General features: G+C 69.3%; 11 protein-coding genes and 2 pseudogenes. 10 read left to right on the top strand and 3 right to left on the bottom strand.

What is annotated here, in order from left to right; all coding sequences use genetic code 11:
* The first annotated feature begins 113 nt into the window (after window positions 1-113).
* Window positions 114-884, top strand: coding sequence for a potassium channel family protein (locus tag MFF55_RS06405; RefSeq protein WP_238243247.1), 771 nt, complete (start codon window positions 114-116; stop codon window positions 882-884).
* A 19-nt stretch (window positions 885-903) separates the two neighbouring features.
* Here the strand turns inward: MFF55_RS06405 and MFF55_RS06400 are convergent, their stop codons facing one another.
* Window positions 904-1320 (bottom strand): PaaI family thioesterase, encoded by a 417-nt coding sequence (locus MFF55_RS06400; RefSeq protein WP_238243284.1) that lies wholly within the window; start codon window positions 1318-1320, stop codon window positions 904-906.
* 45 nt (window positions 1321-1365) lie between these two features.
* On the opposite strand from MFF55_RS06400, the gene MFF55_RS06395 reads away from it, so the two are divergent.
* From MFF55_RS06395 to MFF55_RS06365, 8 genes and pseudogenes are all read left to right on the top strand, one after another.
* The gene (locus tag MFF55_RS06395; RefSeq protein ID WP_238243246.1) at window positions 1366-1929 is read left to right on the top strand and encodes a CoA-binding protein; all 564 of its coding nucleotides are present in this window, start codon (window positions 1366-1368) and stop codon (window positions 1927-1929) included.
* A 158-nt stretch (window positions 1930-2087) separates the two neighbouring features.
* Window positions 2088-3260, top strand: coding sequence for a zinc-dependent alcohol dehydrogenase (locus MFF55_RS06390; protein WP_238243245.1), 1173 nt, complete (start codon window positions 2088-2090; stop codon window positions 3258-3260).
* Between the two features lie 72 nt (window positions 3261-3332).
* A complete protein-coding gene (locus MFF55_RS06385; RefSeq protein WP_238243244.1) occupies window positions 3333-3872 on the top strand; it encodes a cyclase dehydrase in 540 nt (179 codons plus the stop codon).
* A 110-nt stretch (window positions 3873-3982) separates the two neighbouring features.
* On the top strand, window positions 3983-4909 hold the full coding sequence (locus MFF55_RS06380; protein WP_238243243.1) for a glycine--tRNA ligase subunit alpha: 927 nt from the start codon (window positions 3983-3985) through the stop codon (window positions 4907-4909).
* A 51-nt stretch (window positions 4910-4960) separates the two neighbouring features.
* Complete coding sequence (locus MFF55_RS06375; protein WP_238243242.1) at window positions 4961-5398, top strand: DUF3828 domain-containing protein; 438 nt, start codon at window positions 4961-4963, stop codon at window positions 5396-5398.
* Window positions 5399-5516: 118 nt separating this feature from the next.
* Window positions 5517-7052: pseudogene (glyS, locus tag MFF55_RS27275) on the top strand (glycine--tRNA ligase subunit beta); the annotation flags it as partial.
* Between the two features lie 474 nt (window positions 7053-7526).
* Window positions 7527-8048 (top strand): annotated as a pseudogene (locus MFF55_RS27270) (DALR anticodon-binding domain-containing protein); the annotation flags it as partial.
* A 164-nt stretch (window positions 8049-8212) separates the two neighbouring features.
* Window positions 8213-8449, top strand: coding sequence for a hypothetical protein (locus tag MFF55_RS06365; RefSeq protein WP_238243240.1), 237 nt, complete (start codon window positions 8213-8215; stop codon window positions 8447-8449).
* Window positions 8450-8491: 42 nt separating this feature from the next.
* Here the strand turns inward: MFF55_RS06365 and MFF55_RS06360 are convergent, their stop codons facing one another.
* The gene (locus MFF55_RS06360; RefSeq protein WP_238243239.1) at window positions 8492-11692 is read right to left on the bottom strand and encodes a hybrid sensor histidine kinase/response regulator; all 3201 of its coding nucleotides are present in this window, start codon (window positions 11690-11692) and stop codon (window positions 8492-8494) included.
* 190 nt (window positions 11693-11882) lie between these two features.
* Between MFF55_RS06360 and MFF55_RS26740 the strand changes: the two genes are divergently transcribed.
* A complete protein-coding gene (locus MFF55_RS26740) occupies window positions 11883-15626 on the top strand; it encodes an AAA family ATPase (protein WP_283206706.1) in 3744 nt (1247 codons plus the stop codon).
* 89 nt (window positions 15627-15715) lie between these two features.
* Here the strand turns inward: MFF55_RS26740 and MFF55_RS06340 are convergent, their stop codons facing one another.
* Window positions 15716-15934 (bottom strand): hypothetical protein, encoded by a 219-nt coding sequence (locus MFF55_RS06340; RefSeq protein ID WP_238243238.1) that lies wholly within the window; start codon window positions 15932-15934, stop codon window positions 15716-15718.
* Window positions 15935-16126 lie beyond the last annotated feature (192 nt).

Here is a 16126-nt window from a genome sequence, read left to right as displayed (position 1 = left end):
TCCGTTCTCCCAATCCTGAGAGGACCGGCCCGCACGAGAGGCGCGGGAACGTCCTTGCGCCGCCGACGCTTCGAGAGAGCCGAGCCGCGGCAGCGATGGGAATGCCCGCCCACATGAGCCAGCTGAGATCTGTGCTGACGGAGCTCTACGAGGGCGACAGCCCTCGCGCCCATCGCTTTCGGTACGGCCTGCTCGTCTTCGACATCGCCACGATCGTGTTCATCGTCGTATCGTCGTTCCTGCCGCGCCTCACCCTTTTGAAGGCCGCCGACATCGCGCTCGGCCTCGCCGTGCTCGCCGACTTCGCCGCCCGCCTGCTGATCAGCCGCCAGCGCGGTCGCGAGTTCCTGCGCCTGACCACCTGGGCCGACGTCGCGGCGGTGGTCTCGTTCCTGGCGCCCGCTGTCGTCGAAGGCGCCGGCTTCCTGCGCATCCTGCGGACCCTACGGCTGCTGCGAACCTACCAGATCCTCGACCGCCTGCGCCGCGACATCGACCTCTTTCGCCGCAACGAGGAGGCGATCCTGGCCGCGACAAACCTCGCGGTCTTCGTGCTCGTGATGACCGGCATCGTCTACGCGACGCAGCACCGGACCAACCCGGCCATCGGCAACTACGTGGACGCCCTCTACTTCACCGTGACCTCGCTGACGACGACGGGCTACGGCGACGTCACGCTTCCCGGCACCTCTGGGCGCCTGATCTCCGTCGTCGTGATGATCTTCGGTGTGACCCTGTTCCTGCGCCTCGCCCAGGTGCTGTTCCGCCCCAACAAGGTCCGCTTCCCCTGCACCTCGTGCGGGCTTCAGCTCCACGAGCCCGACGCGGTCCATTGCAAAGCCTGCGGCACCATCGTGAACATTCCCGACGAGGGATCGGGCTGAGTTTCCGGGGCGGGCCGCCTCAGCGCTCCGGCGGGATCGCGTAGGTACCCGTCGCGTGGCAGACGAGGTCGCTGGAGCCCAGCGCGGTGATGAGCACCTCCCCGACCGCCAGCCGGCGCCCGAGCTTCAGGAGGCGCGCCTCTCCAACGAGGCCGTTCGGTCCCGGCCTGCGCAGGAAGTTGAAGCTGAGATTGGTCGTCACCGCGAGCGCGACGGGGCCGAGATTGGCGAGGATCGCGGCGTAGAGCGCGAGGTCGGCCAGGGTCATCATCGCGGGGCCCGAGACGGTGCCGCCCGGCCGCAGGAAGCGATCATGATGATCCATGCGCATCCGGGCGGTGAGCAATCCGACCGCCTCGAGATGATAATGGCGACCGCCATGATGGATCTGCGGGAACTCGCGCTCCAGGAAGGCGACGGTCTCGTCGAGGGTCATCATCGTCGCCTTGCAGCACGGCCCGCGATGACGGACAAGTCGCCCATGATCCCGACCCTCGACAGCGCCCCCGACGGCATCGCCACCTGCCACGACCGCTACGACGACGCCAATGTCCGCGCGCTCCTCAAGGCGGCGCGCACGATCGCCCTGGTCGGCGCTTCGGCGAACCCTGCCCGCCCGAGCTGGATCGTGCTCAAGTACCTGCTCGCCCGCGGCTATGACGTCACGCCGGTCAATCCGGGCCTCGCCGGGCAGGATCTCCTGGGCAAGGCCTGCGTCGGGCGCCTCGCCGACTTGCCTGGCCCCGTCGACATGGTCGAGATCTTCCGCAACTCGGAGGCCGCGGGTCCTCTCGTCGACGAGGCGCTGGCCCTGCCCCAACCGCCGCGGATCATCTGGATGCAGCTCGGCGTGCGCAACGACGCGGCCGCGGCCCGGGCGGAGGCGGCGGGCGTCACCGTGATCATGAATCGCTGCCCCAAGATCGAGTACGGTCGCCTCTCCGGCGAGATCGGCTGGACCGGAGTCAACTCGCGCATCATCAGCGCCAAGAAGCCGGTTCTCGCCGGCCGCGGCGTCCAGCGCCTGACGATCGACCGTCCCTGAGCGCGGGATTCATGTCGGGCGCAGCCGGCCCGCTAGCGTAATGCTATAACACTTCTTTCGAGAGACTTCAGGCCGCGCAGGGATTTGCTTGGAAACATCGAGGGTTCTCGCTGGTTCGTAGGAGGAAACGCCAACAAGAACCGCCGAGGAAACACCCCATGAGAGCACTCGTCTGGCACGGGGCGCAGGACATCCGCTGCGACACGGTTCCCGATCCCAAGATCGAGCAGGACCGCGATGCGATCATCAAGGTGACCTCCTGCGCCATCTGCGGCTCGGACCTGCACCTCTACGACCACTTCATGCCCGGCATGGAGAAGGGCGACATCATGGGCCACGAGACCATGGGTGAGGTCGTCGAGGTCGGCAAAGGCGCCAAGGACGCACTCAAGGTCGGCGACCGGGTCGTCATCCCCTTCACGATCATCTGCGGCGAGTGCGACCAGTGCAAGCGCGGCTTCTTCTCGGTCTGCGAGCGCACCAACCGCAACAAGCACATGGCGGCCAAGGCCTTTGGCCACACCACGGCAGGGCTGTTCGGCTACACGCACATCACCGGCGGCTATCCGGGCGGCCAGGCCGAGTACCTGCGGGTGCCCTTCGCCGACAAGACCCATATTAAGGTGCCGAGCACGCTCTCGGATGAGCAACTCCTGTTCCTGTCCGACATCTTCCCCACCGGCTGGCAGGCCGCCGTCCAATGCGACATCCAGCCGACCGACACCGTGGCGATCTGGGGCGCCGGTCCGGTCGGGCAGATGGCGATCCGCTCCGCCATCCTGCTGGGCGCCAAGCACGTGGTCTGCATCGACAACGTGCCCGAGCGCCTCGAAATGGCCCGCGCCGGCGGCGCCAGCACGATCAACTTCTCGGAGGAGAGCGTGATCGAGCGCCTCTTCCAGATGACGGCCGGCAAGGGCCCCGAGAAGTGCATCGATTCCGTCGGCATGGAGGCGCATGCCACGGCGACGATCGACGCGATGTACGACCGCGCCAAGCAGGCGGTGATGCTCGAGAGCGACCGCCCGCACGTGCTGCGCGAGATGATCTATGTCTGCCGCCCGGCCGGCACGCTCTCGGTGCCCGGCGTCTATGGCGGGCTCATCGACAAGGTCCCGATGGGCGCCTTCATGAACAAGGGCCTGACCATGCGCACGGGCCAGACCCACGTGAACCGCTGGACCGACGACCTCCTGCGCCGGATCGAGGAGGGCCAGATCGACCCCTCCTTCGTGATCACCCATCGGGTCGGGCTCGAAGACGGGCCTGCGATGTACAAGACCTTCCGCGACAAGAAGGACGGCTGCATCAAGGTCGTGATCCGCCCCTGAGCCGACGCATCAACCCTCCCCCGCAGAGGGGAGGGTTGCGCGCTCCAACCTTGTGAAAAGGATCCAGGCCCCATGCGCTACGAAGGTCCCCGTTCCCGCCGCCGTGGCCATCCTGCCCAGGGCACCGACACCCTCGCCCGCGGCCTCGGCGTATTTTCGCTCGTCCTCGGGGCCGCGGAGGTGCTGGCACCCCGCGCGCTGGCCCGCGCCCTCGGCATGCAGGGCCAGGAAGGGCTGATCCAGGCCTACGGCCTGCGTGAGATCGGCACCGGCATCGGCCTCCTCGCGAGCGAGGATCCGATGCCCTGGGTCTGGGGCCGGGTCGCGGGCGATGCCCTCGACCTCGCTACCCTGGCCGCGGCCTATGACGGCAATCCGAGGAAGGACAACCTCCTGCTCGCGGTGGCGGCGGTGGCCGGCGTCACGGCGCTGGACGTGATCTGCGCCGACCAGCTCACCCGGCAGACCGCGGCGCCCTTGCGCCATATCGGGAACTACCGCGGGCGGAGCGGCTATCCGAACGGCCTCAAGGCGTCCCACGGCGTGGCGAAGGACGTCGAAGGAAGCGAGGGGCTTCTCACGCCCGACCTTCTCAAGCCCTGGGCGGCGTGAGGCGGCTCAGGGAACTCGACCCTCGTCGGACGATGATCCGACCGGGCGGTTGACAGGGTGGGCGCCGGCCGTAAACGCAGGGGCGCCCCCTCCCCCGACCCGGACCGCCCATGTCGAGCGCCGTCGACCTCGCACCCCGAACCTCGTTCCAGGGCCTGATCCTGACGCTGCAGAATTTCTGGGCCGCGCAGGGCTGCGTGATCCTGCAGCCCTACGACATGGAGGTGGGAGCCGGCACCTTCCACCCGGCGACAACGCTGCGGGCTCTCGGACCGAAGCCCTGGAAGGCCGCCTACGTGCAGCCCTCGCGCCGCCCCAAGGATGGCCGCTACGGCGAGAACCCGAACCGGCTGCAGCACTACTACCAGTTCCAGGTCATCCTGAAGCCGAACCCGCCGAACCTGCAGGAGCTCTACCTCGCCTCCCTCGACGCCATCGGCGTCGATCTCAAGCTCCACGACATCCGCTTCGTCGAGGACGACTGGGAGAGCCCGACGCTCGGTGCCTGGGGCCTCGGGTGGGAATGCTGGTGCGACGGCATGGAGGTGAGCCAGTTCACCTACTTCCAGCAGGTCGCCGGCTTCGAATGCGCGCCGGTGGCGGGCGAGCTGACCTACGGGCTCGAGCGGCTCGCCATGTACGTCCAGGGCGTCGAGAACGTCTACGACCTGAACTTCAACGGCGGCTTGGGCGACGAGCGGGTGAGCTACGGCGAGGTCTTCCTCCAGGCCGAGCAGGAATATTCGCGGCACAATTTCGAGGTGGCCGACACGGCGATGCTCTTTCGCCAGTTCACGGACGCGGAGAAAGCCTGCCGCACCTACCTTGAGGCCGGGGCGCCCGAGGACGAGGCCGGTCGCCACCGCATGGCCCAGCCGGCCTACGATCAGTGCATCAAGGCGAGCCACGTCTTCAACCTGCTCGACGCCCGCGGCGTGATCTCGGTGACCGAGCGACAGAGCTATATCTTGCGAGTCCGCGAACTGGCGAAGGCGTGTGGGGCGGCCTGGCTCCGGACGGCGGGCGGTGGCGCTTAGGCCGGGGATCGCCGCGGCTGACGATCACCCATAGAGAGCCTTCGACGATCCATGCGCCTCGCCCTCGCCCTCCTCCTCGCCCTGTTCACGCTGCCGGCCCTGGCTCAGTCGACGACCGACCCGGTCGAGACGGTGCGCGCGCTCTACGCGAAGGATGACGCCACCGAACTCCGCTTCTTCGCCAAGACCTTGCGCACGCTCTTCGAGAGGGATGCCAAGGAGGCCCAAGGCGAGGTCGGGCGCCTCGGCTTCGCCTACCACGTCAACGGGCAGGATACGGAGCCGGGCTGGGCGAAGACCCTCTCGCTCACCCTCGTCTCGCAGGACGAGACCAGGGCCGAGATCCAGGCCCGCTTCAAGAACTTCACGCCGCAGGACCTGCGCTACGATCTCGTGAAGGAGGGCGGCCGCTGGCTCGTGGCGGATGTGCGCTCCCTCAGGAAGGAGCGCTGGCGGCTCATGGAGATCATGTCGGCGCCCCTGCAGTAGCGGGCGCCGTCCTCGACACGCCTGTCCCGCCTCTCTACACGGGCACCTCGTCGCCGGGCCCGCCGGCCCCACGAATCCCTGACGCGGCCTCCGCGTCCAGGCCGCAGCCCGCCAAGCCATGCCCGATCTGCTCCTCGAACTCCGCTCCGAAGAGATCCCCGCCCGCATGCAGCGGCGCGCGGCCGACGACCTGCGCAAGCTCGTCACGGACGCGCTGGTCGCGCGCGGCTTCCTTTACGAGGGCGCCAAGGCCTTCGCGACGCCCCGCCGCCTCGCCCTCCACGTCGCTGGCCTGCCGGCGCGCGGCCAGGACGTGCGCGAGGAGCGCAAGGGCCCCCGCGTCGGTGCCCCCGACGGGGCGGTCCAGGGCTTCCTGAAGAGCGCGGGGCTGACGAGCCTCGACGAGGCGACCATCGTCAGCGATCCGAAGAAGGGCGAGTTCTACGTCGCGAAGATCGAGCGGCCCGGCCGCCCGACGCTCGACGTGCTGGCCGAGATCCTGCCGGAGATCATCCGGGGCTTTCCCTGGCCGAAATCCATGCGCTGGGGCGCGGCCTCGGCGAAGCCCGGCGCCCTGCGCTGGGTGCGCCCGCTGCAATCGATCGTGGCGACCTTCGGCCCCGAGACCGAGACGCCCGACGTGGTCCCCTTCGCCGTCGACGGGATCGCGGCCGGCACGACCACCTACGGCCACCGCTTCCTGAAGCCGGACCCGATCGAGGTGCGCCGCTTCGACGATTACGTCCAGGCGCTGGAGCGCGCCCACGTCGTCCTCGACGCGGACCGGCGCAAGGACATCATCCTGCACGATGCCCGCGACCTCGCCTTCGCGCGCGGCCTCGAACTCGTCGAGGACGAGGGCCTGCTGGAAGAGGTCGCCGGGCTCGTCGAGTGGCCCGTGGTGCTGGTGGGCTCCTTCGATCCGAGCTTCCTCGAGATTCCGCCCGAGGCCGTGCGCGCCACGATCCGCGCCAACCAGAAATGCTTCGTGCTGCGCGAGGCCGGCAGCGAGCGCCTGGCGCCCGCCTTCATCCTGACCTCGAACCTCGTCGCCAGCGACGGCGGCCTCGCGATCACCGCGGGCAACGAACGCGTGGTCCGCGCCCGCCTCTCGGACGCGAAGTTCTTCTGGGATACGGACAAGGCGATCCCGTTGGAAAGCCGGCTCCCGAAGCTCGACAGCATCGTCTTCCACGAGAAGCTCGGCACCCAGGGCGAGCGGGTCGCCCGCATCGCGGCGCTGGCGCGCGAGCTCGCGCCGATCGTCGGCGCCAATCCGGACCGCGCTGAGCGGGCGGCGCTCCTCGCCAAGACCGACCTCGTCACCGAGATGGTGGGCGAGTTCCCCGAGCTTCAGGGGCTGATGGGGCGGCGCTACGCCGAGCTGCAGGGCGAGCACCCGAGCGTCGCGGCGGCGATCGAGGAGCATTACAAGCCCGTTGGCCCGAGCGACCGGGTGCCGACCGATCCGGTCTCGGTGGCCGTGGCGCTGGCGGACAAGCTCGATACGCTAGTCGGGTTCTGGGCAATCGACGAGACGCCTACAGGGAGTAAGGACCCGTATGCCCTGCGGCGGGCGGCGTTGGGTGTGATCCGGATAATTCTCGCAAACGAGCATCGGATCAAAATCGCTTCTTTGTCTTCAAAGATGTTTGCTTGGCTTCTGGCCAGACAAGGGGCTCAGATTGAAGCCTTTATTGACGAAAAGCCGGTTGAAAACACCGAGTCTCGCTCCGCGGAGATTGTAGAAAATTTTGCAATACCTGCAAGGTTCTTGAATTTCGACGGTTTGCTCTCGAAAAATCGCGAACTTCTATTTAGATCAATCGATTTTCATAGGTCAGAAAGTCGATATCAAGACTTCGGTTCGTACGCAAAAGATGAGAACATTCAGCAGTATATTTTAATTGCCAGGCAGCAGCTTGGCTTGATGATTTACGTTGAGGATGAACGGGAGGCCGCTGAACGGGCAACGGAGCTCGCTAAACAGATTTACTGGCTGCATGGATTTGCTCTAGAAACAATCGATGCTTATGATCTCGGACTTCTTGAGAGTATAAAATCAAATTTCAATGATAAATTTATTGCACGATTGGAAAAGTTTTCTGGCCTAGAAAGCCAATCAATACTTGTCTTCTTCGCCGACCGTCTCAAAGTCTACCTTCGCGACCAGGGCGCGCGCCACGACCTCATCGACGCCGTCTTCGCCCTACCCGGCCAGGACGACCTCCTCATGGTCGTCCGCCGCGTCGAAGCCCTCGGCACATTCCTCGAAACCGAGGATGGAAAAAACCTGCTCGCCGGCTACAAGCGCGCCGCCAACATCCTGCGCATCGAGGAGAAGAAGGACGGCCGCAGCTACGAGGCCGAGCCTGATACTGCGCTCGCCGCCCAGGGCGAGCCGGAGGAGCGCGCCTTGTCGGAAGCCCTGGTCGCGGCCCGGGAAGCCGCATCCCGTGCGGTCGCGACGGAGGATTTCGCCGGCGCCATGCAGGCGCTCTCGACCCTGCGCGCGCCGGTGGATGCCTTCTTCGACAAGGTGACGGTGAACGCCGAGGACCCAGCCTTGCGGGCGAACCGCCTCGCCCTCCTCAACGCTCTGCGGGCCGCGACGCTCGAAGTCGCGGACTTCTCGCGGATCGAAGGTTGAACGCCACGCCGGGCGCGCTCATCGAAAGTTGTTCGCGGGCGTGACCATTCCACGGCCAAGCTAGGGCGAGCTCAGCGAAAAGCACACCGAAGACAAGCGCGAGTGGAACGGTTTTCCCGGCAACGTCGTTGCTGGCGCAGTTCCACTCCCCATCGGAGAACAACATGCGCATATCCCTTCTTGCCGGCGCTGCCCTCGCGACGATCCTCGGCGCCTCCGCCGTCACCGCGCAGACGACGGTGATCGAGCGCGACCGGACGGATGTCGTGGTCGACCGCCCCGCCTCCGAGACCCGTACGGTCGAGCGGCGCGAGTCGAGCGACGGCTGCTCCACCAAGACCGTCTCGAAGGAGAACGAAGTCGGCGACCGCAAGACGGTCACCAAGGAGCGCTGCGACTGAGGCTTTCACAACGATCCGCCCGGGCACCGGCCCGGGCGGTCTTCACCCGTACGCGATCAGATCCTTGATCCGGCTCGCCAGCGCCTCCATCACGAAGGGCTTGGTGAGCACCTGCATGCCCGGCTCCAAGTGGCCGTTGCCGATGACGGCGTTCTCCGCGTAGCCGGTGATGAACAGCACCTTCAGCTTGGGCCGCGCGACCCGGCCCGCATCGGCCATCTGGCGGCCGTTCATGCCGCCGGGCAGGCCGACATCGGTGACGAGCAGGTCGATGCGCACGTCCGATTGCAGCACCTTCAGGCCCGCCGTGCCGTCCGCCGCCTCGATCGCGGTGTAGCCGAGTTCCTCCAGCACCTCCGTCACCAGCATGCGCACGGTCGGCTCGTCATCGACGACGAGGACAGTCTGGCCCTGCTCGGCCCGCGGCGCAGCGCTGAGATCGGCGTCTGGCATTGCGCCGGCCTCGGCGCCGTAATGGCGGGGCAGGTAGATGCACATCGTCGTGCCCTGGCCCTCCTCCGTGTAGATCCGGACCTGCCCGCCCGATTGCCGGGCAAACCCGTAGATCATCGAGAGGCCCAGGCCCGTGCCCTTGCCGATGAGCTTGGTGGTGAAGAAGGGGTCGAAGGCCCGCGCCGCCACCTCCGGGCTCATGCCGGTGCCCGTATCGGTGACGCAGAGCGACAGGTACTGGCCCGGCGGCAGGTCGCGCTCCCGGGCGCCGCGCTCGTCCATCCACTTGTTGGCGGTCTCGATGGTGATGCGTCCGCCGTCGGGCATCGCATCGCGGGCGTTGATGCAGAGGTTCAGGAGGGCGTTCTCGAGCTGGGGCGGATCGACGAGCGCCGGCCACAGGCCGGTCGCGCCGACCACCTCGACGGCGATCGACGGGCCGACCGTGCGACGGATCAGGTCGTCCATGCCCATGATCAACGCGTTCACGTTGATGGATTTCGGGTCCAGCGTCTGCCGGCGCGAGAAGGCGAGTAGGCGGTGCGTCAGCGCCGCGGCGCGCTTGGCCGCGCCCTGCGCCGCGTTGAGGTAGCGGTCGAGGTCGGTCATCCGGCCCTGCGCCATGCGCGTCTGCAGGAGTTCGAGGCTTCCCGAGATGCCGGCGAGCAGGTTGTTGAAGTCGTGGGCGATGCCGCCGGTGAGCTGGCCGACCGCCTCCATCTTCTGCGACTGCCGCAAGGCCTCCTGCGTCGCGGCGAGCGTCGCGGCGGCCTCCCTCTCGGCCGTGACGTGGCGGCCGCTGGCGTAGATCAAACCCTCCTCGGGCGCCGCGACCCACGAGATCCAGCGGTAGCTTCCGTCCTTGTGGCGGTAGCGGTTCTCGTAGGTAGGAAGCTCCTCGACCGAGGCCGTCGCCAGCGCATCCCGGCTCGAATGGTGGTCCTCGGGATGGATGAAGTCGAGGAAGCTGCGCCCGACCATGTCCTCCGGCGGCCAGCCCAGGATCGTTGTCCAGGCCTCGTTCGCCGCACGGAAGACACCCTCCATGTCCACGACGATCTGGAGGTCGCGGGAGTTCTTCCAGGCCCTATCCCGCTCGTGCGTGCGCTCCTCGACACGCGCCTCCAGGGTCTCGTTGAGCTCGCGCAGGGCGGCCTCCGCCGCTACGCGGGCGGTTTCGTCGCGCAGGGTGAGGACGGCGCCGATCTGCGTGCCGGCCCCGTCGCGGACGGGCCGGGCATTGCCGACGGCCACGATCTGCGTCCCGTCCGGGTGACGGATGCGCCAGCGCGCGTCGAGCACGACCTCCCCCCGCACCGCGCGGGTCAGCGCCAGATCGTCCGTCGGATAGGGCCGGCCGTCCTCGGTGAGCAGATGGTAGGTCTCGGCATAGTCCTCCGGCGCCACGTCGAGGCGCCTGACGCCGTGGATGCGCGCCGCCGCCTCGTTGACGAGGGTGACCCGGCCCTCCGCGTCCGTGACGATGACGCCCTCCGCGAGCTGCCCCAGCGTCGCCGTCTGCTGCGCGGCGAGTTCGCGGGCGCGCGTTTCGCTCTCGCGCAGGCGCTCCTCGGCTTCGCGGCGCTCGTCGATGTCGATGACCGATCCAACATACCCGAGGAACTCGCCCCCCGGGCCGAAGCGCGGACTCGCCGCGTCGATGGCGAGCCGGTAGGCCCCGTCGGCGCGGCGCAGGCGGTACTCGACCCGGAACGGCGCCTGCCGGGCATTGGCGGAGAGAAAGGTCTCCGCGGCCAGCGCCTCGTCGTCGGGATGGGTCGCCTTGGTCCAGCCCATTCCGAGCGCTTCGGCCTCGGTCTGCCCCGTGAACTCGTACCAGCTTCGGTTGAGGTAGGTGCAGGAGCCGCTGGGATCGGTCACCCACATCATGACGGGGGCGTGGTCGGCCATGTTGCGGAAGCGCGCCTCGCTCTCCGCCAGGGCCTCGGCCTGCTGTCGGCGCAGGGTCTCGTCGCGGGCGATCTTGATGAAGCCCTGGCCATCCGGCAGGGCGTGCATCGATCCGTCGAGGAACACGCGTGTGCCGTCGGCGCGCAGGTGCCAACGTTCGTCGTTGGCGCAGCCGTTGCGCGCGGCCGTGGCGAGTTCCTGCCTGTCGGCTCCGGCCGCGCGATCTTCCGGCGTGAAGATCATCGACGCGGATCGTCCTTTGGCAGTCTCGGCGCGCCAGCCGAGGACGGCCTCGGCCCCTGCCGACCAGCTCGTGACGACGCCGTTCGTGTCGGTCGTGAAGATCACGTGGTCCGTGGCCGTTTCGAGGACGAGGCGCAGGCGCTCCTCGCTCTCGCGCAGACGCCGCTCCGCCATGACCTGGCCGGTGATCTCCGCGCAGGCGCAGAAGAACCCCCCGACGCCGCCTGCCCCATCGCGCACCGGCGTGTAGGAGAACGAGAAATGCGTCTCTTCCGGGTAGCCCTTGCGCTCCATCACGAGGGTGAGGTCCGCCATGTGGACGGATTGTCCCGACAGGGCCTGGGCCACGATGGGTTCGAGGTCCCGGCGGATTTCGTGCCAGACGTCGAAGAAGCGTCCGCCCATCGCCGCCGGATGCTTCTTCCCCAGGATCTCGGCGTAAGGATCGTTGTAGAGCAGGACGAGGTCGGCGCCCCAGGCGATGAACATCGGCTGGTTGGCGTCGAGCATCACGTCGGTGAGGAGGCGCAGCGCCTGCGGCCAAGTCTCCGTGGGACCGAGCGAGGTCTCCGACCAGTCGCGGCCCCGGATCAGGGCGCCGCTGGCGCCTCCCCCGGATGAGAGCGGAGCCGTCACGGCCCAGGCCTCACGCACGGTCGCCCGGCCGGAAACGTCATCGGGGCGGGGGCCGGCACCGGAGGGGACATCAGGTCGGATTGCATGGTGGCGATGCCCTGTCAAAGGTCGTAGCCAGGGTCGTAGCCAAGTGTTCGTGCCAGGGACACCGCCCGCTCGGGTCAGGCGCGGGTGATCAGGATGAAGTCACGTGCGTATCCTTGCGATCCGCGGCGGGAACCTCGCGAGCCTCGCCGCTCCGTTCGCCGTCGACCTCTCGGCCGATCCGCTCGGCACCACCGGCATCTTTGCGATCACGGGGGAGACCGGCGCCGGAAAATCGACGATCCTCGATGCCCTCTGCCTCGCGCTCTACGGCCGCTACCCTCGCGTCGCGGGAGGACGCCGCGAGGACACGCCTGATCCGAGCGGCGACACGCTCGGCTCGAACGACGGCCGCGCGATCCTGCGCCGGGGCGCGGCCTCGGGCTTCGCCGAGGTGGATTTCGTCGGCCAGGACGGCGTGCCCTACCGGGTGCGCTGGGAGGCGTTTCGCGCCCGCGGCCGGGCGGACGGACGCCTTCAGCACGACCGGCGCATGCTCCACCGCCTCGACGACGGCAGCGCGGTCGAATCCGGCAAGAACGCCGTCGCCGCCGCCATCGAGCAGCGCACGGATCTCACCTTCGACCAGTTCCGTCGGACCGTGCTCCTGGCGCAGGGCGAGTTCGATGCCTTCCTGCTCGCGGCCGAGAGCGAGCGCGCCGAACTCCTCGAGAAGATCACCGGCACGGCGATCTACTCGGAGATCTCGAAGCGGGTCCATGCGGGAACCGAGGCCGTGCGCTCGGCGGTCCGAACGCTCGAGGTTCGGCGCGACGCCATCGGCCTCCTCGACCCCGAATTTCGGGAAGGCGCCCTCGCGGAGCGCGGAGGGATCGCCGCCGATCTCGCTCGTCTGTCGGGGGATCAGCAGGACCTGCATCGGGCTCTGGAGCGGGCCGACCGGATGGCGGCGGCTCGGGGGCAGCTCGCCGAGGTGCAGCGCCGCCTTGAGGCTGCGGAGGCCGAGCTCGCGGCCAACACCGCCGAGGCAACCCGTCTGGCCGAGCTCGACGCCGTGGAGGCCCTTCGCCCCCTCGCCGAGGCCGCCGATGCGGCCGAGCGTGCCGCTGCGGACGCGTCTGCGGCTCTCGCGATGGCAGGAACCGACCTGTCCCAAGCCGAGGCTGCGGCTTTCGAGGCCGCGGAACTCTTGACGGCCGCCCGGCACGGAGAGGCGGAGACCGAGGCCGCCCTCGCGGCGTTCGGACCGCTTTGGGCCGAAGCCGCCGGCCTCGATCGCGACATTGCCCATGCCGCGGCCCTAGCGGCGGAAGCTGCGAAGGCCCAGCAAGACGCCGAGGCCCTGCTCCGGTCCGCCGAGGACGGCTTGACGCTCCTGGACGGTGTCGTCGCCGAGGAGGCCGCCGCCCTCGCCGTCATCGTCGAACGGCTCGCTGCCGAGAGCGGCGCTGCCTTCCTCGCGGGCCGGCGCGACGACATCGCCTCGATGTTCGAGGAGCGGGCGGGCCTTCGGCAGGACCTCTCCGAGGCCACCGCTGCCCTGGCGCTCGCATCCGCCGAGAGGCAGGCGGCCGAGGACCATGCGGCCGAGGCGTCGCAGCGTATCCTGGAAGCCGAGGCGGAGCGTCAGCGGGATCGGGCGCGGCGCCTCTCCAGCGAGGCGGAGCTCGCTGCGCTCCAGGCGGAGGGGACCCGCGAGCGCGACCTGGCCCTCGCCGACCTTCTCGATCGCACGCGCGCGGCATCGAGCCTGGCCGTGGGCTACGCCGCGTCGGCCGACACGCTCGCCTCCACGGAGCAGGACGCGGCGCGGGGCCGCGCCGCGGTTGCGGCGGCGCTGGTGCGGCAGAGGGAGGCGCGCGCGGCGCAAACGGCAGCCGAAGCGGCGCGGCGCGAGATCACGACGCTCGCGGACCTCGCCGACGGAAGCGTCTCCGAGGGTGCGATCCACCTGCGCAGCCTGCTCGTGCCGGGCGAACCCTGCCCCGTCTGCGGGGCAGGGCATCACCCTCATGTCGGGTCCGACGACCGGTTGTCGCGCCTGGCCGCGGCGATGGCCGAGCGCCGCGCCGCCCTCGACGCGGCGCTTCGCCAGTCGAGCGCGGCCATGCGTGCCGCGGCCGTGGAGCACGCGACCGAGGAGGCTCGGGTCGCGCAGGCCGAGAGCATGGGCGCGGCGATGGGTCGACACATGGCCGAGGCGGCCGCGGCCTATGCCGCGCTGCGTCCCGCCATCGAGGCCGCCGGCGACGCAGCCGGCGTCGAGGTTGCGCTGCCGCCGGTGCTCGGCGCCGCCGCCGTGTCCTCGTTGGCGGGCCTCGGCGAGGCTGTCCAGGCGCTCCGCTCCGGGTTGGAGGTGACGCTTGCGCGGGCGGCCGAGCTGCGAACGGAGGCGGCGAGCGCGGCGGAGGCGGTCGAGACTGCGGGAGAGGTCATCGACGCGGGCCGGGCGGCCCTCGATGGGCATCGCGCCCGGGCCCATGCGGCGGCCCTCCGGGGTGAGAACCTGGCGGGCCGGGCCACCGAGCTTACCGATCGGATCACGGCGCTGGAGCGCGAGATCGCGCCCTGTCTCGCCGCATCTGCGCTCACGACCACTGACCTCGACCTCGATCCGAATGCCGTGGTCCGCACGATCGAGGACCTCGTCGCGGTGCACCGCACGCTGTGCGATCGCCGCCGCGATCACGACGTCAGGCTCGGTGACCTGGCCCGACAGCGCGCCGTCGCGGCCGAGAGGCACGCCGCTGCGGAGCGAGCCCTGACTCAGGCCAAGGCCGCGAGGGATCTTCGAGCGGGCGCGTGGGATGCGCTCAGGCACCGTCGCGCCGGCCTCCTCAACGGCGAGGCGACAGAGGCGCATCGCGACCACGTTACGGAGCTTCACCGCACGGCTTCGGAGGCTCGCGTCCGCGCCGAGCAGGCGACGGGCGAGGCGGCGACTCGGGTCGCCGCGGTCCAAGCCCTTCGGGGCGCCGCCCAGGCTGCCGCGGCGCGCGCGGCCACCAATTTCGCCGCCGCCAGCGCCGCGCTCGCCGCAGCTTGCGCCCCGCGACCGGTCGAGACCGTGAGGCAGTGGCTCGCCCTTTCGCCAGAGATCCGCACCGGACTACGTGCCACGGTCGAGGCGCGCAGTCGCGCCGTCGAGGCGGCCAAGGCTGAGCGCGCGACGCGGCGGTCCGACCTCGCGGCCCTGCGCGGCGAGCCCGCGATCGACCGATCAACGACCGAGGCGGCGATCGCCACGGCAGCCGAGGCCATCGCCCTTGGCCAGCGGCGCCTCGGCGCCATCGACGCCGATCTCGCGCGCGATGCCGCCGGGCGGCGCGAGGCCCTCGATCTCGAAGCGCAGATCGCGGAGCGGCGCCGGGAACTCGCGACCTGGGAGGCGGTGGACGAGGCGATCGGCTCGGCGAGCGGCGACAAGTTCCGGCGCTTCGCGCAGGGCGTCACCCTCGAACACCTGATCGGGCTTGCCAACGACCAGCTGCGCACCCTCTCGCCGCGCTATCGCCTGGCGCGCAGCCCGACCTCCGACCTCGCGCTCCACGTCCTCGACCGGGACATGGGCGACGAGCTGCGTGCCACCCGAAGTCTCTCGGGCGGCGAGCGCTTCCTGGTCTCCCTGGCGCTGGCGCTCGCGCTCTCGGGGCTGGAGGGCCGGCAGGCTTTCGTCGACACCCTGTTCATCGACGAGGGCTTCGGCTCGCTGGACGCCGAGACCCTCGACCTCGCCGTGGATGCCTTGGAGACGCTGCAGGGTCGGGGCCGCAAGGTCGGCGTCATTACCCACGTCGCAGCGATGATCGAGCGCATCGCGGTGCAGGTCCGCGTCGAGAAGCGCGGCAACGGCCGTAGCGTGGTCCGTGTCGTCGGCGGCTCAGGGTGAGCATCGTGGGCTGGACTGGCCAACCCGTTCGGCGCGGTCGCTCACGGATCTTGGATGGAGTCGGAGCGGTGACGTCCGCCCCCCTGGCGTCACACCAGCAGATCCACGAGCCGCCGCTCCGAGGGGCCGATCGATGGGGCGCCCTCGCCGGCCGCCAGCGACGGGCGCCTCGGATCGAGGGGGCGGTCCACCGCCACCGTGACGAGCCGGGTCTCGGTGTCGCCGCGGCGGATCAGGTCGTTGCGGGTGGCCTGGAACAGGTCCGTGGCCCGCAGCAGGCCGAGCGATGTGATCGGGACGGTCTTCATGGCAAGGACCTCCTCCCCCAATCGATCAGCAACTCTTCAAGGATGGATGCCCGAAATCCGCAGCATTCGTGCGATTGGAAAAGGACGAATGCTACGCAGCGCGCAATGGTGACGCTTGGCACATGACAAACCGGCAACAGGAGCTAGAAATTCTGCTGGATGACGGCGGCGACGGAGGCTTCGCCGATTGAA

It is taken from the genome of Methylobacterium iners (assembly GCF_022179305.1).
Lineage (GTDB): Bacteria > Pseudomonadota > Alphaproteobacteria > Rhizobiales > Beijerinckiaceae > Methylobacterium > Methylobacterium iners.
The sequence above is the reverse complement of the archived record's forward strand: the minus strand, read 5'-3'. Positions and strand labels throughout refer to the sequence as shown.